At 43.6% G+C, this 25,014-nt stretch carries 18 protein-coding genes; 9 read left to right on the top strand and 9 right to left on the bottom strand.

Going from position 1 to position 25,014, the window contains the following annotated elements; genetic code table 11:
* Positions 1–225: 225 nt before the first annotated feature.
* Both QM629_RS12125 and tgt read right to left on the bottom strand, forming a co-directional pair.
* Positions 226–1,320, bottom strand: coding sequence for an LptF/LptG family permease (locus QM629_RS12125; protein ID WP_415160140.1), 1,095 nt, complete (start codon positions 1,318–1,320; stop codon positions 226–228).
* 112 nt (positions 1,321–1,432) lie between these two features.
* Positions 1,433–2,569 carry a tRNA guanosine(34) transglycosylase Tgt gene (gene tgt, locus QM629_RS12130; protein WP_415160141.1) on the bottom strand — a complete coding sequence of 379 codons (1,137 nt, stop codon included), beginning with the start codon at positions 2,567–2,569 and terminating at the stop codon, positions 1,433–1,435.
* A gap of 154 nt (positions 2,570–2,723) precedes the next feature.
* Between tgt and QM629_RS12135 the strand changes: the two genes are divergently transcribed.
* The gene (locus QM629_RS12135) at positions 2,724–3,776 is read left to right on the top strand and encodes a DUF6600 domain-containing protein (RefSeq protein ID WP_415160142.1); all 1,053 of its coding nucleotides are present in this window, start codon (positions 2,724–2,726) and stop codon (positions 3,774–3,776) included.
* Positions 3,777–3,886: 110 nt separating this feature from the next.
* The gene (locus tag QM629_RS12140) at positions 3,887–4,897 is read left to right on the top strand and encodes a YihY/virulence factor BrkB family protein (RefSeq protein ID WP_415160143.1); all 1,011 of its coding nucleotides are present in this window, start codon (positions 3,887–3,889) and stop codon (positions 4,895–4,897) included.
* Positions 4,898–4,976: 79 nt separating this feature from the next.
* Here the strand turns inward: QM629_RS12140 and QM629_RS12145 are convergent, their stop codons facing one another.
* Positions 4,977–5,336, bottom strand: coding sequence for a YraN family protein (locus QM629_RS12145; RefSeq protein ID WP_415160144.1), 360 nt, complete (start codon positions 5,334–5,336; stop codon positions 4,977–4,979).
* 17 nt (positions 5,337–5,353) lie between these two features.
* Between QM629_RS12145 and manA the strand changes: the two genes are divergently transcribed.
* The 3 genes from manA (at position 5,354) to mqo (ending at position 8,788) form a co-directional block, all read left to right on the top strand.
* Entirely contained in the window at positions 5,354–6,559 is a 1,206-nt protein-coding gene (gene manA, locus QM629_RS12150; RefSeq protein WP_415160145.1) for a mannose-6-phosphate isomerase, class I, read from the top strand.
* Between the two features lie 36 nt (positions 6,560–6,595).
* Entirely contained in the window at positions 6,596–7,165 is a 570-nt protein-coding gene (locus QM629_RS12155; RefSeq protein WP_415160146.1) for a DUF6580 family putative transport protein, read from the top strand.
* Between the two features lie 132 nt (positions 7,166–7,297).
* A complete protein-coding gene (gene mqo, locus QM629_RS12160; RefSeq protein WP_415160147.1) occupies positions 7,298–8,788 on the top strand; it encodes a malate dehydrogenase (quinone) in 1,491 nt (496 codons plus the stop codon).
* A gap of 224 nt (positions 8,789–9,012) precedes the next feature.
* On the opposite strand, the gene QM629_RS12165 is transcribed toward mqo, so the two are convergent.
* The 3 genes from QM629_RS12165 to QM629_RS12175 form a co-directional block, all read right to left on the bottom strand.
* Positions 9,013–11,106 carry a glycoside hydrolase family 97 protein gene (locus QM629_RS12165; protein ID WP_415160148.1) on the bottom strand — a complete coding sequence of 698 codons (2,094 nt, stop codon included), beginning with the start codon at positions 11,104–11,106 and terminating at the stop codon, positions 9,013–9,015.
* Positions 11,107–11,326: 220 nt separating this feature from the next.
* Positions 11,327–12,931, bottom strand: a complete 1,605-nt coding sequence (locus QM629_RS12170; protein ID WP_415160149.1) for a solute:sodium symporter family transporter — start codon at positions 12,929–12,931, stop codon at positions 11,327–11,329.
* 10 nt (positions 12,932–12,941) lie between these two features.
* Positions 12,942–13,958 carry a GntR family transcriptional regulator gene (locus QM629_RS12175; RefSeq protein ID WP_415160150.1) on the bottom strand — a complete coding sequence of 339 codons (1,017 nt, stop codon included), beginning with the start codon at positions 13,956–13,958 and terminating at the stop codon, positions 12,942–12,944.
* 263 nt (positions 13,959–14,221) lie between these two features.
* Here QM629_RS12175 and QM629_RS12180 point away from each other — a divergent pair, with 263 nt between their 5' ends.
* The 4 genes from QM629_RS12180 to QM629_RS12195 all read left to right on the top strand — a co-directional run bounded on the left by QM629_RS12180 (position 14,222) and on the right by QM629_RS12195 (position 22,812).
* A complete protein-coding gene (locus QM629_RS12180; protein WP_415160151.1) occupies positions 14,222–17,320 on the top strand; it encodes a SusC/RagA family TonB-linked outer membrane protein in 3,099 nt (1,032 codons plus the stop codon).
* A gap of 19 nt (positions 17,321–17,339) precedes the next feature.
* Positions 17,340–19,004: a RagB/SusD family nutrient uptake outer membrane protein gene (locus QM629_RS12185; protein WP_415160152.1), complete on the top strand. Its 1,665-nt coding sequence runs from the start codon at positions 17,340–17,342 to the stop codon at positions 19,002–19,004.
* A 23-nt stretch (positions 19,005–19,027) separates the two neighbouring features.
* Complete coding sequence (locus tag QM629_RS12190; protein WP_415160153.1) at positions 19,028–21,010, top strand: hypothetical protein; 1,983 nt, start codon at positions 19,028–19,030, stop codon at positions 21,008–21,010.
* Positions 21,011–21,378: 368 nt separating this feature from the next.
* The gene (locus tag QM629_RS12195; protein WP_415160154.1) at positions 21,379–22,812 is read left to right on the top strand and encodes a hypothetical protein; all 1,434 of its coding nucleotides are present in this window, start codon (positions 21,379–21,381) and stop codon (positions 22,810–22,812) included.
* Between the two features lie 282 nt (positions 22,813–23,094).
* On the opposite strand, the gene dinB is transcribed toward QM629_RS12195, so the two are convergent.
* The 3 genes from dinB to QM629_RS12210 all read right to left on the bottom strand — a co-directional run bounded on the left by dinB (position 23,095) and on the right by QM629_RS12210 (position 24,907).
* Positions 23,095–24,192 carry a DNA polymerase IV gene (gene dinB / locus QM629_RS12200; RefSeq protein ID WP_415160155.1) on the bottom strand — a complete coding sequence of 366 codons (1,098 nt, stop codon included), beginning with the start codon at positions 24,190–24,192 and terminating at the stop codon, positions 23,095–23,097.
* Positions 24,193–24,196: 4 nt separating this feature from the next.
* Complete coding sequence (locus QM629_RS12205; protein WP_415160156.1) at positions 24,197–24,637, bottom strand: pyrimidine dimer DNA glycosylase/endonuclease V; 441 nt, start codon at positions 24,635–24,637, stop codon at positions 24,197–24,199.
* Between the two features lie 90 nt (positions 24,638–24,727).
* A complete protein-coding gene (locus QM629_RS12210) occupies positions 24,728–24,907 on the bottom strand; it encodes a hypothetical protein (RefSeq protein WP_415160157.1) in 180 nt (59 codons plus the stop codon).
* Positions 24,908–25,014 lie beyond the last annotated feature (107 nt).

Here is a 25,014-nt window from a genome sequence, read left to right on the forward strand (position 1 = left end):
ATTTATAATAACAGTTTCGCTGCCGGATGTAAATTATTCACTATGCCGTTGCTTAAAGTTGCTGCCGGATTACACGAATAGAAGCATGGTTTTGTTTAATGCGTTGTACGATTTTTATGCACAGATTGGTTGCTATAAACCGCCTGTCTTTCGGACTGTTTCAAACCCGGATCAAAGTGTTTACCTGTAGCTTAATACTGCTTTAAAAAAAAATAACCCGAATGTTTATTTAGGCGCTTTGCGGTAAAAATAAATCGCAACAAAGGTAAAGATGATATTGGGCAGCCATGCTGCAATAATGGGGGGCAGGTTTCCCTTGGTTGAAAATATGGTGGAGAATCTGTCCATTAAAATAAAGAGGGCGCCGGCCACAAAGCCGATGGCAATGTGTGCGCCGCTGCCGCCTCTTACCTTGCGGCTGGCAATTACGGCGCCTATAAGCGTAAGTATTAGTACAGCAACAGGGGTTGCCAGGCGGCGGTATTCTTCCACCTGCAGTGTATTTAAACCTTCTGAGCCCCGCATCTCCTGGTCTTTTATATACTGGCGCAACTGGGGAGAATTTAATTTGTCTTTTGCATATTCATCCCGGCTAAGGTCAAGGGGCTTGAATGATGGGTTAAGCATCCTGGAAGCCTCCGTTTTCACCGTTTCATTCATGCCTGAAAAAGAGCGTTCTATCGCAGTGGTCAGCTTCCACTTCTTTGCCGCTGTATCCCATTTTATTGACTGCGCGCGCAGGTTGTAAATAAGCTCATTGCCTTTTATGCGGTGCATGAAAAAAGGGCCGCCATATTTTGACGCCGTATCGTAATTGCGTATGCCGGCATAAGTAAATGAGTCAATGCGGAAATAAATGCTGCGCTGGCGTTTTTCTACCAGCGGATTGTAAGTGGAGTTTACATTAATGTATTTTTCTTCAAAGGCTGTTTTTTTTACATTGGCGGTTGGTATTACAAATGCCAGTGCAAACATTAACAGCAATGAAAGAAAAATGCCGCCTACCCAGTAAGGCAATAACATGCGGTTATAGGTAGTGCCGCTGGCGAGTATGGCTATGATTTCGCTGCGGCCCGCCATTTTAGAGGTGAAAAATATAACGGCTATCAATACAAACAAAGGGAACAGCAGTGCATCAATGAATGGGATAAAGCCCAGGTAATATTTTGTGAAGACCTGTGTGGCGGAAAGGCCGGCCTTTACAAAATCATCCGTTTTTTCACTTACATCTACTACAACGGCAATAACCGTAAATAAAAGGATACAAAAGAAAAAAGTGGTGAGGAATTTTTTGAGTATGTACCAGTCAAGTTTTTTCATTTGTATTAAAGGGAGGCAAAAATAATTATAGTTCAGGTGTTGATACGTTAATTAGTTGATAAGTAAGAAAGCCCGGAAGCCGGGAAGTCAGGAAGATGGGAAATGTGTGGCATTACAATCTTTGTTTTAGCTGGCCTGTCATGGAATTTTTCCACTGGTTAAAGTTTCCTTTTATTATTTCATTCCTGGCTTCATGTACAAGCCACAAATAAAAACAAAGATTCTGAAGGCTGGCAATGGTTAAGCCCAGTAATTCATTTGCTGCAAATAAATGCCTTACATAAGCTTTGGTGTAATAATGGCTTATTTCGTTTGGCAGGCCATCATCAAGGGGCGTAAAATCAGCAGCCCATTTTTTATTTTTTATATTGATGACGCCTTGGGTGGTAAACAGCATGCCGTTACGGCCATTGCGCGTGGGCATAACGCAGTCAAACATATCCACGCCGAGGCTGATGCATTCCAGGACGTTCCATGGCGTGCCAACGCCCATTAAATAACGCGGCTTATCTGCCGGTAAATGTTCGCAGCAAAGGGCTGTGATGTCATACATTACCGGCTCCGGCTCGCCCACGCTAAGGCCGCCTATAGCATTGCCCGGCGCCCCTTTCGAGGCAATATATTCACAGGAAGCTTTTCTTAAATCGTGAAACTGATTGCCCTGTACTATCGGAAAAAGGTTTTGTTCATAACCATATAATGGCCCGCTTGCATCAAGATGGCTGATGCACCTGTCGAGCCACCGTTGCGTAAGCAGAAGGCTGTTTTTGGCATAGTTATATTCGCTTTGGCCGGGCGGGCATTCATCAAAAGCCATAATAATATCAGCGCCAATATGGCGTTGTATATCCATTACCTTTTCAGGCGAAAATAAATGCCTGCTCCCATCAATATGGCTTTGAAATATAACCCCTTCTTCCCTGATCTTCCTGCTTTGAGCGAGCGAAAAAACCTGGTAGCCGCCACTGTCGGTGAGGATGGGTTTATCCCAGTGCATAAACCGGTGCAGCCCGGCTGCCTTATTGAGCACTTCTACGCCCGGCCGGAGATACAGATGGTATGTGTTGCCTAAAATTATTGAGGCTTTTACTTCCTGAGCCAGCTGCTGCTGTGTAACCGCTTTCACACTTCCAGCAGTGCCCACAGGCATAAAAACGGGTGTAGTAATTTCTCCGTGTGCTGTAATAATTTTTCCCGCTCTTGCTTTTGAACCGGTATCTGTGCCCTCCAGGCAGAAACTAAGTGACATAGCTGCAAATGTATAGTAATGAACTTGTTAATGCTTATGCCATGACCGGGCAGCAAAACGCTAAAAATCTTTTAACAATTAGCCTGTAATCTTTTGGCGCAGTTTTGTTTCCTATTGTATATAAAGCGATCTTTAACAGCATAAATAAACATGTATGAAAAAACTATTCAAAATAGGCTTGTTTGCAATTTTAGTTTGCACAGGAACGATACAGTTAAATGAAGCAAAATCCCAATCAGTGAGCGTAAGTTTTTCTGTTTTTTACAACTCACTGAAACCTTATGGCCAGTGGGTGGATAATTCAACATACGGACAGGTTTGGATAAGCAACGACAGGAATTTTGTTCCTTACTCTACCGGTGGGCATTGGGCTTATACGGATTATGGCTGGACATGGGTTTCGGATTATGACTGGGGCTGGGCGCCGTTCCATTACGGAAGATGGAATTACAGCTCAAGTTATGGAGGCTGGTTCTGGGTGCCTGGATATGAATGGGGGCCTGCATGGGTGGCCTGGAGAGGAAGTGGTGAGTATTATGGCTGGGCGCCGTTAACACCGGGCTTAAGCATAAGCTACAGCACAATCCCGGTAAGCTGGTGGATATTTGCACCGCACAGGTATATTACCAGCCCTTCTGTAAGCCGTTATTACGCTCCCCGCGCCCGTAATGTAACCATCATTAAAAATACTACGGTTGTAAACAATGTTACGGTGAAAAACAACGTGCATTATGTAGCAGGCCCTAAAAGAGAAGATGTGGAAAAGGTTAGCCATGTAAAAGTTACAACTTACACGGTTTCCAATTCTTCAAAGCCGGGTAAAACGGTGGTTAACAATAATACCGTGAATGTGTACAGGCCTGTAATTAATAATGATAAAAAAGTTACAATTAATGAAAACAGCAATAACAAAACAACGGTAACAAACAATAATAAAACCGCAAATAAGCAACCTAACCAGGCAAATAAACCTAATACGGTAAATAAGCCAAATACGGTTAACAGGCCTAATGCAGTAACTAAACAACCAGCGCAGCAGGATAAAAAACAATCTGTAAATAAAAACAACCAGCCTAAAAACCAGCAGACAGAAAAGACGCAGCAAAAGGTAAAACCGGGCAACGCTGCAAAGCAGCAAAAGCAAAACAATAATGATGCGGCTAAAAGAAAAACACAGCATGATGACAATAATAATAAAAGAAACTAAACAGGTGATATGATGAATGAAAAAGCCGGCTAAATTTTAGCCGGCTTTTTGCTGGGTAATTGCAGGTGTATAATCTGGCAATAGCTATTTTTCAAATAAATCAAGGTAGAATGACGGAAAATCCTAATCAAAATATGGTAAGAGAAAACCCGGAAAAGATAAAACTTACCATTAAAGGCTTATGGAAAGTTTTAAAAGATACAGGCAATGATTTTACTAACTGCCGTATAACCCGCATGAGTGCTGCGTTGGCTTATTATACCATTTTTTCCATAGCGCCCGTTCTTATTTTAATCATCAGCCTGTCTGCCATATTTTTTGGCAAAAGCGCCATTGAGGGATCCATCTACCATGAAATAAAATCATTCGTGGGGAATGATGCGGCATTGCAGATACAGGAGCTGATTAAAAAAGCCACCATAAAGCAAGGCAACCTGTTTGCATCTGCTGCAAGTATTGTTGCATTGATATTGGGCGCCACCAGTGTATTTGGCGAGATACAGGATTCAATTAATTTAATATGGGGTTTAAAAGCCAAGCCTAAAAGAGGCTGGATAAAAATTTTATTAAACAGGCTTTTAAGCTTTTCAATTATCGTAAGTGTGAGTTTCATCCTGCTGGTATCATTAATTGTAAATACCGTTTTAGATATTTTTTTAAAAACATTGATACTGCCCAATCTTGAAAAATTATTTCCTCATATCGGCCTTGAAACGAAACTGGCTTATGGCGTTAATCTTTTTGTTACATTTTTAATTATAACCTTATTGTTTTCGATCATATTCAAGGTTTTGCCCGATGCCAAAATAAAATGGCGCGATGTGTTTACAGGCGCCATTACCACAGCCTTACTTTTTATGCTGGGCAAATTTGCCATCAGCTTTTATCTTGGCACCAGGAATATTGGCAATACGTATGGGGCGGCAGGTTCCGTCATCCTTATTTTATTATGGGTGTATTATTCCGCAATCATTTTATACTTTGGTTCGGCGTTTACAAAGAATTATGCGCATTTTAAAGGCCGGCGCATTTATCCCAATGATTATGCTGTTTGGACGGAGACGGTACAAATAGAGAAGGAGGGTTCTTCTCATGATGTGGCGGCTGGGCATACATTGTGAAACGTGCATGCTGAGCGCATAAATATCGGTATGGAAAATTTATACCGGTTATGAAAAATTGATAGGCTGTGCTGGCCTTTCAGAAATAAACATCTTCAATTAAAAAATATTCTGCAGGTCTGCCATATTCTATTGTAATGGCAAGCACATCAAACTGCAGGTATTTCCATTGTGGATGCCGGTATTGATATTCTTCCGCCGCTATCTTCAGCATCTTCATTTTTTTATGGCTCATGCTTTCTTCCGGCTTGCCGTATCTGGATGTTGTTCTTGTTTTTATTTCAAAGAAATGAAGCCGGTTTTCTTTCGCGGCAATTATATCGACTTCTGCATAGCCAAAACGCCAGTTGCGTTCAATAATGGCATAACCTTTCTCAGAAAGAAAAATTGCGGCAAGGTCTTCTCCATTGTTTCCGGTAGTTTTGTTCCAGCCTGACATAATTAAAAGGGCAGATTATGCTACAAGATAAAATTTTTAAACTGAAAGGAAAAGTACAACATTATGACTGGGGCGGCACGGAATACATTCCGCACTGGCTGGGCATAGAGAATAAGGAAAATAAGCCGTTTGCAGAGTATTGGATGGGCGCCCATCCTTCGGCTTCATCCACAATTGAAGTAAATGGCAAAGAAGAAAACTTATATGATCTTATACAGCACGATGCAGCCGCATGCATAGGCGAAAAAGTGCATGCGGCTTTTGGCGAGCTTCCTTATCTTTTTAAAATACTCGATGTAAAAGATATGCTCAGCATACAGGTGCATCCTTCAAAAGAATCGGCGGCAAAAGGCTTTGCTGAAGAAGAAGCAAAAGGTGTGGCCATACATGCATCAAACCGTAATTATAAAGATAAAAACCATAAGCCCGAAGTAATGGTGGCTTTAAGCGAGTTCTGGCTGTTGCATGGTTTTTTAAATGAAGATAAATTGCTGAAGGTGCTGCAAACCGTGCCTGAATTTAAAGGGCTGGAAAGCATTGTGATGGATAAAGGTTACAAGGGCTTATATGAGCATGTAATGCTGATGCCGCAAAATGAAGCGGACGCACTGCTTGCGCCGCTTGTGCAAAGGGAAGCGGGCCGTAAAAAAAATAATGAATTAACAAAGGCCGATGCAGGCTGGTGGGTTGCAAAATTGTATGGGGAGGAACAAAGCTTAACCCACCTCGACCGCGGCCTGTTTTCCATTTACTTTTTCAATATTGTGAAGGCAAACCCGGGCGAAGCGGTTTTTCAGGGTGCCGGCCTGCCGCATGCTTACCTCGAAGGCCAGAATGTAGAGCTTATGGCCAACAGCGATAACGTGCTGCGCGGCGGCCTTACGCCAAAGCATATTGATGTGCCCGAATTAATAAAGCATATTATATTTGAAGGCATTGAGCCGAACGTGATGAATGGCATAGACCTTACAAGCGGCGAGAAAAATTATCCCTGCCCCGTTCCCGATTTTGGCATCAGCAAAATAGAATTACAGGCAGGCGAAACATATAAAACGGAAGCCGCCTCGCTTGAAATTATTGTTATAATTGAAGGCGCACTGACAGTGGAAGGCAGCAATAAACTTACCGCTGCAAGGGGAGAGGCCGTTGCCGTTTTAGCCGGAGAGGCCTACACCATTTCCACGCCGGGCAGGCTGGTTGCCTACAAGGCTTTTGTGCCTTGATTGATTTATGTATTTTTGCGTTTTTAATTAAATCGTATGAAGTTGTCAAAACAAACCATATTCTTCTTTCTTGTTTTGGTTGCTGTATCAACGTTTGTAAAGTTCATCTGCGCACCACAGATAAATCTCAGCGGGTTTACAGCCGTAATTGCAGTTTCTTTATTTTCCGGCTTAGCCATACAGGATAAAAAACTTGCATTCTTGCTGCCGCTTGTAACATTGTTCCTGAGCGATGTTTTGCTGCAAGGGTTATACGCGGCAAACATCTTCCCTTTTGCGGGTTTTTACAGCGGGCAGATAACCAATTATATTTTATTTACCGGCCTTACGCTTACCGGCATTGCATTCAAAAAATACAGAGCGGCAGGCGTTGTTTCAGCGGCAATTACCGGCCCCACTGTATTCTTCCTGCTTTCCAATTTCATTGTGTGGAAAACACAGGCAGGCATTTTGGGATATAACAAAGATGTGAGCGGCCTCTGGCAATCCTACGGTTTTGGTTTGCCGTTTTACCGTAACAGTTTAATATCAACTTTTATATTTTTACCGCTGTTTATAGCAGTGTATAATCGTATCAGGTACGGAAAATTAAGCCTTGCACAGTAAGATGTTTTGTGTTGTAATATTTTATAAAAGCCTTGCTTCTTTTTTATGCAGGGCTTTTTTACATGCATAAATAAGCTGGTGCATTGGGTTTATGCAAGACAGGCTGTACCATATAATTTAAAAATTTCGTGTATGCAAAAAGTTTCTAAGGCAGACGTATTGTTAATTGGCGCCGGCATTATGAGCGCAACACTTGGCATGTTGCTTAAGTTATTGGATAATTCGCTTCGTATAAAAATTGTGGAACGCCTTAACAGCGCCGCTGCCGAAAGTTCTGATGCCTGGAACAATGCCGGTACCGGCCATTCGGCTTTTTGCGAATTGAATTACACGCCCGAAAGAGCAGACGGCTCAATTGATATTTCCAAAGCCATTAAAATAGCTGAATCGTTTGAAGCCAGTAAACAGTTTTGGGCTTACCTGGTGGAGAACAATATTGTAAAAAAGCCTGAAGACTTTATACGCCCTATTCCTCATGTAAGTTTTGTTTGGGGCGATAATAACGTTAATTATTTAAGAAAGCGCTACATGGCCCTGCAGCAAAGCAGCTTATTTGAAGGCATGCAGTTTTCTGAAGATGATGCGGAAATAGCAAAATGGATACCGCTGGTAATGGAAAACAGGAAGATGCAGGATGAGCCTGTTGCCGCCACCAAAATGGATTTGGGCACCGATGTGAATTTTGGTGCGCTCACACGCCGCATATTTGATAAACTGTTGCATTATGATGATGTGCAGGTGCATTACGGCCAGGAGGTGGAGGATATAGAAAAACATCATAATTACTGGCGCGTAAAAATAAAAGATGAACAAAGCGGTGAAAGCAGCATCATCGTTACAAGGTTTGTATTTGTGGGGGCCGGTGGCGGCTCATTGCCTTTGCTGCTAAAATCGGGCATCCCCGAAGCGGAAGGCTATGGTGGTTTTCCGGTGAGCGGCCAGTGGCTGCGTTGCAAAAGCGAAACAGTTATTCCCCGGCACCACGCAAAAGTATATGGTCTTGCCAAAGTGGGCTCGCCCCCCATGTCTGTTCCGCATCTGGATACAAGATGGATAAAAGGAAAACAGGAACTGCTCTTTGGCCCTTTTGCAGGTTTCACCACAAAATTTTTACGGCATGGTTCTGCCATGGATCTTTTTAAATCGGTTAAAACAGATAATATACGGCCGATGGTTATTGCCGGCATGCACAATATGCCGCTTACGAAATATTTAATAGAACAGGTGATGCTCTCGCCTGAAGAAAGGCTTGAATCGCTGAAGGAATATTACCCGGGTGCGCGGCTTGATGACTGGGAGCTTGTGGTGGCCGGTTATCGCGTGCAGGTAATTAAGAAAGATGAAAAAGAAGGCGGCATACTGGAGTTTGGTACAGAAGTGGTGAATGCAGCCGATGGAAGCATTGCCGCATTATTGGGCGCTTCGCCCGGCGCATCAACAGCGGTTTCCATTATGCTTGAATTATTGGCGCGTTGCTTTCCCGAAAAACTAAAGCAGGATAGCTGGCAGCAAAAGCTGAAAGAAATGATTCCTTCTTATGGAAAATCCCTGAAAAACGACAGCGACCTGTTAAAGCGGGTAAGGGAGCATTCCACTGAAGTATTGGGATTGGCAGCGGTTTAGCAGTTCTGAGGTTTTGTTGCCCACTGTTACAACATTTTGGCAGAGGAACGATTATGCAGCATTATGTATGCTTATCCTGGTTTGATATTTTTCAGTATTACGCCTGTAAAAAAGAAGCCCAAAGCAGCAAATGAACAATCAATTCGCTTCTGCTTTGAGCCACGCCTTAAAAAGCAGGTAAATTCATATCCATCCTGCTGTTTAGCAGTCCGGATTATTCAACCTCAATCTGCCGGAACCAATTTTGCTACCCATCCACCGCCGTTATTCATATTTATTTTCAAAAGATCACTCCCGCTTACATCTTTCGTTTCAATTGTATAATCCGAACCATATTTATCCGCATTTAAGCCATCTGCCACAGCGGTGAGCTTGTATTTTTTATTGCCAATAAACGAGAGTGGTATTTCTATTTCCCTTTTACTCCAGTCTGTCATAGCGCCTATATACCAGTTTTCATCTTTCCGGCGCGCCACGATTGCATACTGGCCTATTTTGCCGTCTATGGCAATGGTTGTATCCCAAACGGTTGGCAATGATGTAATAAATTTTGTATAATCATCTTCTTTCAGGTAAGTGGAAGGATTGTCAACAAGCATCTGTATAGGCGCATCGTACAAAACATACATGGCGGCCTGGTGTGCGCGTGTGCCCTGGCTCATGGGCTGGGAGGATATATTCCTGAAATTACCAAAGGCCGCATTATTCAGCGCACCGGGCGTATAGTCCATTGGGCCGGCAACCATCCTTGTGAACATGATGGTTACATCATGGGATGGCGTGATATTAACGCTGCCCAGTTTATCGTGCTCAAGCCCTTTTACGCCTTCATAATTTACCACGTTGGGGTATTTTCGGTTCAGCCCCGAAGGCTTGTAGGCGCCATGAAAATCTATGAGCATATTGCGTTTGGCTGTTTCGGCGGCCACCTTTTCAAATACATTTACCATCGCCTGGTCTGCCCGGTTCATATAATCCATCTTCACGCCTTTTATGCCCCATATTTTAAACGTGTCAAGAATGCCTTCCATATCCGATGTAAGATCGGTCCACGACATCCACAGCATTACACCCACATTTTTTTGTTTGGCGTAATCGGCTATCTCCGGAATATTAACCTGCGGGTTATTGCGCCAGCCTGCATCTATCAGCATGTATGGCACATTGTATTTTGAAGCAAAATCAATATAGTATTTATAAGAGGCCGTGTTTATGCCGGCTTCAAAATTCACATTGTACAGGTTGCTGGCATGCCACCATTCCCAAACAACCTGGCCCGGCCTTATCCAGTCCGTTGGTATAACCGGCGGAGAAGAAAGCTTATACACCAATTCGTTTTCCAGTAATTTTTTATCATCATCACTAATCGCTATGGCACGCCAGGGATAGGTGCGCGTGCCCTTTGTTTTAGCTATATAATCTGCCGTTTCGGCTATGCCTGCCATGCCGCCCATGCCTGATTGCTGTTTCAGCACCACCGGCGGGAATACGGCTGTAAGGCTGTTGGAGCCTGTGCCTTTCACGAAAAGGTTGGGGTAGTCGTATAAATCCGCTTCCAGCAATACAAGCTTTACGCCATTGCCTGCCGACATATATACCGGCAATCCTACTGTGTCCGTTACAGCATTTAGCGTACTGTCTCTGAAAAGATATTCATAAGAAATGTTGAAAGGGTTGGATGCCGGCATTGTCATCCTTCTGGGCGGCGACTGCTTTTTGCTGCTGTCAGTACCGGAAGGCGGCGGGCCGCCAAATGCGCCCCTGCCCGTTTGAGGGTTTTTGCTGCCAAATCCCGGCTCTTTGGCGGTTTGCCCGCTGTTGCGGCCAAAGCCGAAAGGTTCATCATAAGGCCAGGCGGTTTCATAACCGGCTGCAAAATTAAATGCTGCAGTTTCATGCTTTACTGTCTGGCTGTCTTTAAACATGGTTTCAAACCGGTAAGCCACGCCATCGTTATAAGCGCGAAATGTTACATTGTAATCGCCTTTGAATTGTATTTGCAGTTGATTATACAGGTTGGGTATTATTTTATTTTTTACAGGAACGGGAGAGGTGATTGTTTCATTCACAGATGAATGTACAGCCTTCTTTACAGCAGCATGCACGCCCGGGGTTTTGCCCGAAGCGAGCTCAAGCGACAGGGCTGATGGCTGTAAAACCACATTGTTATTATACGCTACAGACCATTCGATGTTTGATCCCACATCAACCGTGATTTTCGTTTTGCTGTCTGGCGATGCAAGCGTGTACCGCTGTGCTTTTGCAATGATGGAAGTAAAAAAACAAATGCAGAAGAAGATGATGTTAGTTGATTTCATTATGCAAGCTTTTAGTGTTAACAATATTAATAACAGGATTATTTTTAATTAAGGAAGAAACGGCAAATGCTTAAAATGTTGCGACAAAATAAATTAATCATTCCGTGCCAATTATTATATGCGTAAAAAAGGATTAACCTGCCCAAACAACTCGTGAACCTGTAAACTCGTAAACCCCTAAGTAAACGACATTAATATTTTTATGTTCAATACCGAATGGTTAATGTGCAATGCCCGCAGGAGAAAAGAATACAAACAAAGCAATCATTAAACATAATAATACGGCCGTTGCTATATGCCTGTGCCTCCAGTATTCCAAACGGTTGTTTTGTAATGTAAGCCCATGCCCGGCAGCCTCTGCATGCGCTTTGCCAGGATATAGTTTGCTTACAATCATCATTATCAGTATGGTTAAAATAAAAAGTATAAAAAGCTTATGCAGATAATGGATGGGGATGTTTAAAACAAACTCCATTAATACATAAGCAACAGCGCAAAATACAAGCCCGGCCTTTGCAGCAAAAGCAGTAATCCATTTTGTGGCAAATCCTATAAACATGATGGTAAAAACGGGCACGCTGAAACAACCACTCACTTTCTGAATATATGTATAAAAACCCTCTTTCATAAAGAAAAGCAGCGGGGCTATAAACATGGCCAGCAGGCAGGCATATATCTCAAAACGTCTGGTTACGCTTTTTATGTTTGTTTCGGTATAATGAATTTTATTCCGCTCTTTGTACGGTACATATATGTTCAGGATGAACAAGGTGGCTGCACTGTTTAAAGTGGCCGAGAATGCCGTGATAACTGAACCAAACATTACAGCCCCGATAATGCCTGTTACAACAGGCGGGGTTACCAAACTTATCATTCTTGGAAAAACCTCTACCGAGTTTTCAATGCCCGGCATAAGATGAACGGCAAGCACGCCGGGCAATACAAACAGCATTGGGTTTAATAATTTACCCATACAGGCCACCGCTATTCCTTTCTGTATTTCAGCAAGGTTTTTGCCTGACAATGCCTGCTGCACAATGACCTGTTCCGTGCCCCAGTAAAACAGGTTAATGATAATCATACCGGTAAAAATGGTGGAGAAAGGCACCGCATCTTTTGATGCGCCAATGGAACTGAGGTGCTCTTTATGCAATAATGATAAGGTGTGTAAACCCTGCTGAAGACTGCCGTTGCCTAAATGTTTAAAAGCAAAAAAAAGAAACAGGAACCCTCCGGTAAAAAGCCCCAGGGCAAGCAGCATATCCAATGTAACAATGGCGTGCAGCCCTCCGCCGGCAGAATAAATGAGGCCGATAAAAGCGGTAAAAAATATAAGGATGCAGATTGTGTTGAAATGCCCTGCGTGAAGGGTGCCTGAAAAATTAAAAATGCCGTTCAGGGCCACGGCGCCTCCATATAATATAACAGGAAGTATGTTGCCTGTGTAGCTTACAAGAAACATGCAGGAGGCTATTTTTTTTGTAGATGCATCGTAACGCTGCTGCAAAAAGTCAGGCGTAGTCAGCATTTTCCCGCGCAGGTAAACAGGTATGATGAATTCCGATACAATCAGCATGGCAAAAACCGAGCTAACACCCCAGGCCATTACCGACATATTATTTATGTAAGCGCTTTGGCTGCCGCCAATAAACTCCGTGGCGCTTATATTGGTAAAATAGAGCGCACATCCTATTGAAAGAAAGCCAAGGCGTCTGCCGGCAAAAAAAAGATTAATAGCGGTTTTGTTTTTCTGCCTTTTTAACCAGGAGATTAAAATAACCGTTGCAATAAATCCCGCAAAACTTATTAAAGCAGCCGCACTCATAATTTAAAGCTTAAAGCGATTTTCTTTTTGCAAGCGTGGTGGGAATTATCTCATGTATGGGCTCCCGCATTAAAATAGCCTGTGCAGCTTTTTTGCCCATCAGCTTAAAATCGGTGGAGTAGGTGGTAATGCCGTCTGCTACGAGTTTTTTCACCGGTTCATCGTTATGCGACAAAATGCCTATATCCCTGCCAGGCTTAAGTTTGGCGGCTTTGCAATCGTTCAGTATTTCCCATAGCTCAGCGTTGTTTAAAGAAAAATACACTTTTCGGTTGCTTACCGAACCTGAAATATACCTGGGTTTTATACTCGCTTTTACGCCAAAGTCTTTTGCAAACTTTTTATACGATTTAATAATCTCTACAGGGTCAAGGGAATCTTTTGTATGAAAAAAGATGATCTCATCAAACTTCTTAATGTTATCGGCAAGTTCGGCAAAAGCCTTGTAAGAAGCTTTTTCAAATTCCTGGCATACATAGTTAAATTCACCGTCCAGCTGCTCAAACCTGTCGAACATAATAAGCCTGGCCCTCGGGATGCTGTTCAGCAATTCTCTGGTTTTGGGATGCGGTATGGGCGAGATGACATACATGGAGTATTTGCCTTTAACCATATTCATGATCGTCTCAAATATGTTTATGTTGCCATGGTGGAAAAAAATATCAATATGCACTTTTTGCCCTAATTCTGTTCTGAATGATTGATAAAACTGTTCCTGGAAAGAATCCATCAGGTACATCAGCAAGGCTACTTTTGCAATCTGGCCCGTATCGCCGTTTGTTACAAAATACCCCTTTCTTCCCTTTGATTCAACAATGCCCCGCCGTATAAGGTCTTTGTAGCCTTTAACCACGGTCTCCCTCGCAAAGCCCAGTTTGCCAATAACCTCGTTAATAGTGGGCAGGCGGCCGCCGGCGGTTACCATCTTTTCGTCTATGGCGTTTATAATCCCCTGCACCAGCTGGTCGTGTTTGGAATAAGCGGGTATAAGCTTCAGATCGTTTATCTTTTTTAATATTTCCTGCATGTATATGTTAGGTTGTTTCTGTTTTTCAGAAGTAAGAACAAATATAAGTTCGTTCTGGTCTATTTTAAAAAATAAAAAAATAAAAAAATATTTTTTTAAATAAAACAAATTTCTATTTTTGGAATAGAATAGAATAGACCTAAAACAATCAGCGATGCTTGCCAGCAGATGAGAAAATATGAAACAGTTGCTTGTACTACAGGGTGAAGCTTGCCGGGCATGCTCATGGTTGATTGCTTGTTAAATAAATAAAAAATAAAAAAATGAAAACAAAACGCTGCGGCTCCGGCTGCGTTATGGCTGCTATTGCCTTTGCCCTGCTGGTTGCACATTGTCCTGCTTCTTTAATGGCTCAATCCCGTACCGTGCATGGCATTGTAATGAATGAAAAGAATGAGCCACTGCCGAACGTTTCCATAACCATTAAAGGGGAAAGCCGCGGAACCCTGTCGGATATGCTTGGGAATTTTATTATTCATGTATCGCCCAAAAGCAATGTTTTGGTTTTTTCCCATGTAGGTTATTTTGTAAAAGAAGTTGATCTGAAAGCCGGCGCAGATAATATAAAGGTAGCGCTTGCCGCAGATGTTGCAGATAACCTGGGCGATGTAATTGTGGTAGGGTACGGCACCAGGAAAAGGGCGGAATTAACGGGTTCTGTAGCCAGCATATCAGGCAGTGAGCTGGCTAAATCGCCTGCAGCAGCCCTTTCAAACAGCCTGGGGGGCGCAGTTACCGGTTTAATCGTTAATACCACAAGCGGCGAGCCCGGCGCCGATCAGGCCTCCATATACATTCGCGGCATAGGCACGCTCGGCGATAATTCTCCTTTAATTGTAATTGACGGCGTGCCCGACAGGGAAGGCGGCCTCGACCGGATAAACCCCAATGATATAGCTTCCCTCACGGTTCTTAAAGATGCAAGCGCTGCCATATACGGGGCAAGGGCTGCAAACGGCGTAATATTAATTACTACAAAAAGAGGCAGCGCCGGCAAAACATCTCTAACATTCAATACGAATGAATCCATTACGCAGCCAACGCGTGTGCCGAAGATGCTGAACTCGTATCAATATGCCGTGGCAACAAATGAGTACTACGATTATATAGGCCAGCAGCATTATTTTTCTGATGAGGACATAGCAGCCTACAAAGACGGCTCAGACCCGCTGGGCCATCCTAATACCGACTGGTGGGCTGCAGTAATGCGGAACTGGACTTTTCAAACCAATAACAATATATCGCTGAGTGGCGGTTCTGATAAAGTGAATTATTTCATTTCAGGGCAATACCTGCGCCAGAACAGCATGTATAAAGGCGGTGCCGACTATTACGAAAATAAAAACGGAAGGGTAAATCTTGATATACAGGCAACCCGCAGTTTTAAAATAGGTGTGGATGCCTTGTACAGGCACGAATACAAACAGGGTAATTCCTATGGCACGGGCGGCATATTCCGGGAGCTGTGGCTTGCGTACCCGTATTTAACGGCCAGATATGCCGATGGTAAAGTGGGAGTTGGCATTTCCGGCACCCCGGATAATTCAATCATATATACGGTAAACGGCGCATTGGGCTATGTAAACAATGCGTATGATTATCTGCAAACAAAAACTTCCTTTAGCTGGGATTTATCATCGCTTGCAAAAGGGCTGAAGCTGGAGGGGTATATGGCGTATGACCTGTATAATTATAACAGCAAAACATTTAATGCTACCCCGCCTCCTGCCTACGCCTACGATAAAACGGGCGACTCCCTTACCATGATCAGTTCTACCAAAACACCCAATCTCAGCCTGGCAGAGGAAAAAGAGCCCAGCCAGCTGTATAATATTAAACTCTCCTACACTAAAAAGTTTGGATATCATTCTGTGGACGTTTTTGCTGCGTATGAACAAATGAGCGAGAAAACAACAACGCTCACGGCATACCGCACAGGCTTTATTGGAAATACAGTGCAGGAATTAGATGCCGGCAGCACCGATGGGGAAACCAACAGTTCCAGCACATATCAATTCTCCCGGCAGAATTACATAGGCAGGGTTTCATACGGCTACAGGGAGAAATATTTATTGGATATTAATCTCCGCTATGACGGTTCTTCCATCTTTGCGCCCGGCCACCGCTTTGGTTTCTTCCCCGGTTTGTCCGGCGCATGGCGGCTGTCTAAGGAAGACTTCTTTAAATCTTCTGTAATAACCGATCTTAAACTGCGCGCTTCCTACGGAACGCTGGGAAATGACCGGGTTGACGCTTACCAATATTTGCAGACCTATACGCTGGTGGCCGGGCAAAACGGCACTTACCTGGCCAACGGGTATTTTTATGGCGCTGATTATACGCAATATGCGGGCTTTGATCTTGGCCCCATTCCCAACCCAAACATTACGTGGGAAAGATCAAAGAATGCAAACCTGGGATTGGACATGCAGATTTTGCAACGGCTTACAATTAACCTGGACGTATTCAGGTCAATGCGGTCTGATATTTTAAGGGAGAATACGGCCGTGGTGCCTGATTATACCGGGCTGGATTTGCCGGATGTGAATTATGGAAAGGTGTTAAACAGGGGCATTGAATTTTCCTTTCAGTACCGCAAGCCTGTTAATAAAGCCTTCTCCTATTTCTGGTCAGGAAATTTTACGTATGCCGTTAATAAAGTAATTGATATAGCCGAAGCTGCATCCGTGCTTTCCTATCAAAAAAGCACGGGTTATCCTACCGCTTCTTACCTCTTATACCAGGCCGAAGGCATATATCAAACGCAGGAAGAAATTGACAAAACCGCCCATTACAGCGGGGCTGTGCCGGGAGATATCTGCTATAAAGATGTAAACAATGATGGCAGCATTGATGCACTGGATGAAGTGCGGATGACGGAATCTGCCATTCCCCAGATAATGTTTGGAACCAGCTTTGGCGCCACGTATAAAAATTTCGATCTCACGGTCTTTTTCAGCGGGCAGGCAAGGGCTAAAACTCTTTTAATGCCGGGCGGGCTGAACATGGCCGAAGAATTTTTTACAGGCCGGTGGCAAAAAGAGGGCGACAATAAATACCCAATCAGTTTTAACGGCCCTACCGGGGCTTCGTATGGTTCAAATACATGGTCGTCAACTTTCTGGCTCCGGAATAACGCTTTTCTCAGGCTAAAGAATATTCAGCTGGGTTATACGCTGCCCCAAAAAATATCGGAAAAAGCCAGGATACAAAACCTGAGAATAATTGTAAGCGCCAATAATGTATTCACCATAGATAATTACGGGCCGTCATTTGATCCGGAATCGGCCGCTTCCGGCAGCACCGGTACGGGATATCCCGTGCAAAGGGTTATCAACTTTGGATTAAACGTTTCTTTTTAAGCGAAATAAAATAATTAAAATGAAAAATATATTTCGGATAGTCGCCATAATTGGCTTAACTGCCTGCTTTTCTTCCTGCAAAAAGGTGTTGGATGTAACCCCCACAAGCTCGTATAATGATGAAACGGTGTGGGCCAGCGCCGACCTGGTTCAGGTATATGTGAATGAGATATACGCAGAAAGCGTATTTGCCTATAAAGATGCCGGTTTTGGCTGGGGCGCACAAACGGATGAATTGTTCAGCAATTTTGACTGGTGCAGCGAAAAGCAGTATGTGCAGGGAGATGCAACCGCCGACAATCAAACAAGCTCTTTTCCTTTAAATTACAGCAGCACGCTTAATTTCTGGACAACATTGTACAACACCATAAACAAGATCAACGTATTCTTTGAAAATATAGACAGGCTCAGTACAGAAGGCAATGAAGATTTTATACAAAATATAACCGGCCAGGTATATTTTCTGCGGGCATTGTGCTATTTCGAACTGCTGAAAAGGTTTGGCGGCGTTATATTGGTTGACAAGGCTTATACGATTGATGATACGGAGTTTAGTGAAACAAGGGCCACCTGGGACGAAACGGAAGCATTTATATTGAGCGATATTGAGCAGGCCGTCTCCATGCTGCCGGAAACGGTCTCCAGCGATGATTATGGCAAGGCAACCATTGGCGCCGCACTGGCCTTAAAGTCGAGGCTGTTATTGTATGCTGCAAGCCCTTATTTCAATACGGCAGGCGATGCCACCAAATGGCAGGATGCGGCCGATGCGGCCAAAGCCGTGATTGACCTCGGCCTTTATTCGCTGTATGGCAGTTCTGCCACGTATGGTACGATATTCACAGACTTTTTTAATTCAGAAGTGATCTTTGCCAGGGTATATGGCAATGTGTATGACGACAGGTATAATACGGTAAACAGGGATTTAAGCCCGAATGGATATGATAACGGAAACGGGTACAGCGCCTATGATCCGCTGCAGCAGATGGTAGATGCGTTTCAAATGGCTGATGGCACTGATTTTAGCTGGGATAATGCGGAAGAAGCGGCAAACCCTTACGAAAACAGGGATCCCCGCTTTTATGCAGACATCCTGTATAACGGCGCCTCTTTTCATGGGCGCGCAGCAGAGTTTTACGTGGGCGGATTGGATTCCAAACAAAGTGCTTACGCTTCATGGAACGCTTCCGAAACAGGATATACCATTTTAAAGATGGTTGATTCATCGTACGACTTTTCTTCTGTGCCGTATGCGCCTTCGCAATGGGTGGTATTCCGGCTTGCCGAAATATACCTGAACTATGCGGAAGCAGAAGCTAACCTGGGCAATACCACCGAAGCTTTGGAATATGTGAACCTGATCAGGCAAAGGGCCGGCATGCCGGATATTACGGCTTCGGGCACCACAGACCTTATTGAAAAAATACAGCAGGAGCGAAGAATAGAATTATGTTTTGAAGGGCACCGCTTTTTTGATTTAAGAAGATGGGGCATTGCAGATGAAGGAGCCGGCGATGCGCTGGGCATTACCATAACCCCAACCAACTCTTCTGATACCGCATTTACTTATGAGGTGAGCACAATAGAAGAAAGAACATGGGCTTCCAGCTTTTATTATTATCCCATTCCAAGAAGCGAGATACAGATAAACCCGAATATTGAGCAGAATCCCGGGTATAATTAATTTTTTAAGCTTTAAATAATACTATGACAAGAATTGTAATGTTGTTCCTGTTCACGTGCACAGTCAGTTGCGGGTTTAGCCAGCAAAACCGGTGGGCATTGGGCAGAGATGGTTCAATTGACTGGGTTGTAAAAACAAGAGACACGGCCCACGCAGACCATATTGAAATGAGTGGAAAGCAGTTGTCGGCCATCATTACGTATGGAATACAGGAAGGCCGGCGGTTATTGTTGAAAAAGAAGCTGATCTTTCCCATGCTGCGCACCATTCCCAATGATACGCGGGGAAGCCTTCAATGGAATGTTGATGAACAGGCCGGCGCATCCATAACCATTAACGATAAACCGGCAGAGGAAACCGTGCTGTCATTTAACCTTAATGGCATGCTGAATATCAATTCGGAGCTGGCGAAGGATGTTGTGCTTGTTCATCATGTATTTCCGTCAACCGACAAAGCCGCACTGGTGGACAAATGCCAGGTTATCAATAACAGTTCATCAACGGTTAAAATAAATATCCCGCAGTTGAACCTTTCAGACAGCACCAATCCCGGTAAAGGCGTTTACGGCAGCTATTTTTTAAATACAACGGTATATGACGGCGGCAGCTTCGAGCTGAAGCCCGGCGATGAGCTAAGCTATTCAGTCGTTTGGTCGGCGCGAAAATCCTGCGACCAGCCATATACGTATTCAGCCCTGTATGAATATGAAAAACGGAAAGCTTTTCTGTTCGATACAAATAATAACCTGGTGCTTGAAACGCCGGATGAGGTTGTAAACAGTATGTTCGGGTTTGCCAAAATAAGGGTTACGGAAAGCATATACGACACAAAGAACGGGCTGATGCATGGCCCCGGCGGCGGTTCTTATTATGCAGCCATCTGGGCAAATGACCAGGCGGAATATGCAAACCCTTTTTTCCCGTTTTTAGGCAATGCCGAAGGAAATGAATCTGCCATGAACAGCTTCCGCCTGTTTGCAAAATATATGAATAAAGATTATAAGCCTATACCCAGTTCCATTATTGCGGAAGGTGCCGGTTTCTGGGATGGGGCCGGTGACAGGGGCGACCAGGCTATGATTGCTTACGGCGCTTCCACATTTGCACTGGCTTATGCCGACAGGGATGAAGCCAAAAAATTATGGCCTTTAATTGAATGGTGCCTGGAGTTTTTAAGAAGAAAGAAAACAGCCGAAGGCGTTATACAATCTGACGCCGATGAACTGGAAGGCCGTTTCCCGGCAGGGAAAATTAATTTATCAACCAATACGCTGGCGTATGGCGCATTAACCAATGCCGCCAGCCTGGCGCTGGCGTTAAAAGATTCTTCCACATCATCATTCTTATTATCAGAAGCGGCAGCGCTGAAACAAAGTATTGAAAAATACTTTGGCAGTACCGTGCAGGGATATAAAACCTACCGGTATTATGATGGCAATGATAAGCTTCGCTCCTGGATAGGCCTGCCCCTGGCTATGGGTATTTTTGACCGGAAGGAAGAAACGTTAAAAGCTTTGTATTCACCCTATCTGTGGACTAAAAACGGCATGCTCACCGAAGCCGGATCGGCCACCTATTGGGACCGTGCGTTGTTATATGCCCTGCGCGGCACTTTTTATGCGGGTTATACAGACAGCACGGCAAAATACCTGGAGGAATATTCCCGCAAAAGGCTGCTGGGCGAGCATGTGCCTTATGCCATAGAAGCCTGGCCCGAAGGCAACCAGCAACACCTTGCTGCGGAAAGCGGCTTATACTGCCGCGCTATAACAGAAGGTTTATTCGGCATGCATGCAACGGGTTTTAACAGCTTTGAGATGCAGCCGCTGATGCCGGAAAACTGGACAAAGATGTCATTAAAGCACATCCGCGCCTTTCAGGGAAATTTCGATATTTATGTGGAACGAAAGGGAAAACAATACGAAGTGAAGGTGGCACAGGATGGGGGAGCGGTGCAAAAATTCACCTGGCCCGGTCTTAAGCCCATACAGGTTAATCTTAAATAACGCGGAAGCCTTGCGGCCTTAATAATGAGCCGGATAAATGCAGAAACTGTTTTTAACCATATAGAAATCAATAGCGTTTAGTTAAGGCTTGATTTTTAAAATATTCAATAGTCAATGCTCAATCAATGTCGTTTAGTTAAGGAACGTTTGTAAAGTCCCTCTCCTTTGGAGAACTTGTCCCGGCCATTCGGGAGGGATTTAGGGTGAGGTCAAACAAGGTTAAACTAAACGACATTGAATGCTCAATATTCATTTTACCAATGTTTACAATTTGAACATTCCTGCACAACTGTTAGGCTTGGTTATCTATGTGGTTTTACATTAAGGCATTGCACATTTTTATAAACATCGAATATAATTCTTCAGATATGAAAAAGATCCTTCTCATTGGTTTAGCTATCTATGCTGTCAGCCCTGTTTTTTCACAGCAAAACGATGTATCGTTTTCTTCATCCGATACAGCCTTGCAAACCGCTTTTTATCGTGCAAAAGAAATGGCGCTAAGCTATAAGGGCAGGCCGGACGACCCGGTGGGCGCATGGTATGAATCGGCGCTGCCGCCGCGCTCCGCATTTTGTATGCGGGATGTAGCCCACCAAAGCATACCCGCCGAAATACTGGGTTTAAGCGCTGCCAATAGAAATATGTTCACTGCTTTCATAAAAAACATATCTGCATCAAAAGACTGGTGTTCCTATTGGGAGATCAATAAGTATGGCAAGCCTGCTCCCGAAGACTACAGGAGCGACAGCGCTTTCTGGTATAACCTGAACGCAAATTTCGATATATTAACTGCCTGCTGGAAACTCTATTTGTGGACAGGCGACAAAGATTACATCAACAGCCCTGTATTTAAAAACTTCCACGATAAGTCGGCTAATGAATATATAGATAGCTGGGTGCTGCAGGCAGACTCGCTTTTAACCAGGCCGGCTCACCCTAATGCAGCGGCGTCATTCAATATACGGGATAACCTTCAGCGCTGCCGCGGCCTGCCCTCTTATTCTGAAGGCGTGCCTGGCCTGAAGCTGGGCATTGACCTGGTAGCGGCTTTGTACAGGGGGCTTTTATCGTATGCTGACATACTGGCCGCAAACGGAAATGCGGTTGGTGCAAACCTATACAGGGGAAGGGCCGTTGCTTACCAGCGCCATATTGATACATACTGGTGGGATGAAGCCTCAGGGGTGTACAATACGTATTACAGTGATAAAGACGTGTTTGGAAAAAATGAAGGGGAGACGTTCCTGCTGTGGTTTGATGCATTAAAGGATAGCGTTCGTAAAAAGAAAACAATAGAACATTTGTTAGGCAGGCAGTGGAATGTGGAGAACATGTCTTATTTCCCCTGTATTTTTTACAGGAATGGGTATTGGAACGAAGCGAAAGATTATATGCTGCTGCTTACCAATCCCGGCACAAAGCGCCGTGAATACCCCGAAGTTTCTTACGGCGTTATCCTTGGTTTTGTAAATGGCTTAATGGGCATTGAGCCCGATGCCCGCTATAACCGGGTAACTACTGTTTACCGGGATAATAACACAGCTACCTCGTCTGTAAAAAATGTTCCGGTATTGGGAAATTTAATTGATGTGCATCATGAACAGGGGAAAACAGCATTTGTAAACCATGGCAAGCAAACGGTTACATGGAGGGCTGCATTTTATGGTTTGCATAAACAGGTGGCTGTAAATGGAAAAAATAAAAAAGCTGCTGCAGATAAGGACAACAACGGGCAAACCATCTCTTATATAGATACGGTGGTAAAGCCCGGTGAGAAAATTATGGCAGAAGCCCGGTAACTGCAGGGTAAATGCATTAAAATTCTTAGAGGCTGCTATGTTTAAATTTTTTCGCACGAAGAACGCAGAACCAACAGAGCCGCATCTTTATTTTACTGACGATAGATAGTGAAGCTGGTGTTACGTTATCAGCAAAAAAACTGTGTCAGATAATTTAAACCTTAAAACATATCGGACAATAGAATAGAATTACAACATCATACAATCGGGCTTCAGCGTACAACCCTTTAAGTCTGCCCTCCTTTTTAAATGTAATATCCCTCTTGTACATTAGAGGTTAATTCAAAATAATTTCAGTTGGCCTTTAATAGTGCCCTTTTTTCTGTCAGCAGGTATTTCAAAATTGGAAAGACCCACGCCTAATAATCTTATTTTCTTTCCGGTTAAGTCGGTTTTATCCAATATGGTTTTTACTGTGTTGATAATACCTGTTTTATCATTGGTCAGTTCCGAAAGTGAATAACTGCGTGTTATTATGGTAAAGTCATGAAATTTGAACTTGACGGTAACTGTTCTTCCTTTCAGGCCCGTGCGTTGCAGGCGTATAGCAAGCCGTTCGGAAAGTATTTCCAGTTCATCAAGCATAGTTTCCTTACTGATTAAGTCTTCCTGGTAAGTATCTTCCACACTAACCGATTTGGTTTCCCTGCCGGGTTGTACCGGCCGGTCATCAATACCCCGCACAATCTGGTAATAAAACTTACCCGGCTTCCCGAAATGTTGTGTCATTTCTGCTTCAGACAATTTTCTCAAATCGGCTCCGGTATGCAATCCCATTGCCTTCATCTTCGCTGCCGTTACTTTGCCTACTCCATGAAATTTTTCAACAGCTAATTTTTCCATAAACGCCTCGATTTTCGACGGCCCGATGAAGGTCAATCCATTTGGTTTGCCCATATCAGAAGCAATTTTGGCCACAAATTTATTAACGGAGATACCGGCAGAAGCAGTAAGTTGCAATTCTTCTTTAATGGCCTGTTTAATAAACTTAGCTATTTCCATTGCAGAACCAATGGCCTGTTTATCTGTTGTTACATCTAAGTAGGCTTCGTCTAATGAAAGCGGCTCAATAACATCCGTATAACGATGGAATATTTCATGGATGTGTTTGGAAACAGCTTTATAGGCATCAAATCTTGGAAACACAAATATGGCGCCAGGGCATAAACGCTGCGCTGTTTTGGAAGGCATTGCAGAACGCACCCCGAACTTCCTGGCTTCATAGCTGGCCGTAGCTACTACACCGCCCCTTCCTTCGGGAGAACCACCTACGATCAGCGGCCTGCCGCGATATTCGGGGAAATCCCTTTGCTCAACGGAAGCATAAAAAGCATCCATATCAATGTGAATGATTTTGCGGTATGTTACTTCCCCGTTCATTCTTTTATTTTCCAGGGGCCTGAATTTCCCAATGCGCTACCGGGCCCTCTATTACGCTAAAGAATAATACAGGTTCTACAATTTTAAGCTGACGTAATTGTTCAAACCGGTTCCGGTCTCTTGTTTCCAGCTTCTTTAAGAGGTGTTTCATTTCATAATCCAGTTGTCCTCTTGTAACCGTCATCGTTACCGGGTGAAAAGCTTCATCAATTTTGCTTTTATCAAAATGGTAATTCCGGCAAACAGCCTCTTTATAAATTTCAGATAAATAATAATTGATGGCATGCAGGGGATATTTTATTTGTTTAAACCGAAAAAGCTGCGGATGGTTTTTATATCCCTTTGTTTTTCCTTCCAATACCTGTTTTGCCAGTAAGGTTTCCCTCCATACTGCCAAAAGCCCTTTAGTATCTAAATATTTCGGATGCAATGACCAGATTCTCATTCTTTCTGTTTATTCATCAAATTTAAAAATAAGATATTGGTTTATCTTTTCTTTCAAAGCTCCCTTGGCTTTATTTAAAGTTCCTGCCTTTTAGAAATAATTCTTCCCGTTATTTGCCTGCCTGTACTCCGGTATCATAGCTGAATTCTGTTGCCGTATCTGCTCTTTGTTTTGCATAGCCTGCCCTATGATGGGATTATTTTTTGCAGTAAAACTATCGGCAACGTTTTTTATATAAAAGATGTAGTAGGCAGGAGGAATACGTTGCAATGGTTAATGCATTGCATACTTGATATTTCTTTCGGTTGAATAAAGGTAAACGGTTGCTACAATATGCAGCTATATAATCTGCCGGAATATTATCCAAAAACTGCGGG

The organism is Parafilimonas sp., from assembly GCF_047606085.1.
Classification (GTDB): domain Bacteria; phylum Bacteroidota; class Bacteroidia; order Chitinophagales; family Chitinophagaceae; genus Parafilimonas.

Bases quoted from the DNA above. Each gene is read 5' to 3' on its own strand.
- dinB (WP_415160155.1), bottom strand. From the start codon at position 24,192: ATGAACGGGGAAGTAACATACCGCAAAATCATTCACATTGATATGGAT.
- manA (WP_415160145.1), top strand. From the start codon at position 5,354: ATGCTACAAGATAAAATTTTTAAACTGAAAGGAAAAGTACAACATTAT.
- tgt (WP_415160141.1), bottom strand. From the start codon at position 2,569: ATGTCACTTAGTTTCTGCCTGGAGGGCACAGATACCGGTTCAAAAGCA.
- QM629_RS12190 (WP_415160153.1), top strand. From the start codon at position 19,028: ATGACAAGAATTGTAATGTTGTTCCTGTTCACGTGCACAGTCAGTTGC.
- QM629_RS12205 (WP_415160156.1), bottom strand. From the start codon at position 24,637: ATGAGAATCTGGTCATTGCATCCGAAATATTTAGATACTAAAGGGCTT.
- QM629_RS12140 (WP_415160143.1), top strand. From the start codon at position 3,887: ATGACGGAAAATCCTAATCAAAATATGGTAAGAGAAAACCCGGAAAAG.
- QM629_RS12145 (WP_415160144.1), bottom strand. From the start codon at position 5,336: ATGTCAGGCTGGAACAAAACTACCGGAAACAATGGAGAAGACCTTGCC.
- QM629_RS12165 (WP_415160148.1), bottom strand. From the start codon at position 11,106: ATGAAATCAACTAACATCATCTTCTTCTGCATTTGTTTTTTTACTTCC.
- QM629_RS12125 (WP_415160140.1), bottom strand. From the start codon at position 1,320: ATGAAAAAACTTGACTGGTACATACTCAAAAAATTCCTCACCACTTTT.
- QM629_RS12185 (WP_415160152.1), top strand. From the start codon at position 17,340: ATGAAAAATATATTTCGGATAGTCGCCATAATTGGCTTAACTGCCTGC.
- mqo (WP_415160147.1), top strand. From the start codon at position 7,298: ATGCAAAAAGTTTCTAAGGCAGACGTATTGTTAATTGGCGCCGGCATT.
- QM629_RS12170 (WP_415160149.1), bottom strand. From the start codon at position 12,931: ATGAGTGCGGCTGCTTTAATAAGTTTTGCGGGATTTATTGCAACGGTT.
- QM629_RS12195 (WP_415160154.1), top strand. From the start codon at position 21,379: ATGAAAAAGATCCTTCTCATTGGTTTAGCTATCTATGCTGTCAGCCCT.
- QM629_RS12135 (WP_415160142.1), top strand. From the start codon at position 2,724: ATGAAAAAACTATTCAAAATAGGCTTGTTTGCAATTTTAGTTTGCACA.
- QM629_RS12155 (WP_415160146.1), top strand. From the start codon at position 6,596: ATGAAGTTGTCAAAACAAACCATATTCTTCTTTCTTGTTTTGGTTGCT.
- QM629_RS12180 (WP_415160151.1), top strand. From the start codon at position 14,222: ATGAAAACAAAACGCTGCGGCTCCGGCTGCGTTATGGCTGCTATTGCC.
- QM629_RS12175 (WP_415160150.1), bottom strand. From the start codon at position 13,958: ATGCAGGAAATATTAAAAAAGATAAACGATCTGAAGCTTATACCCGCT.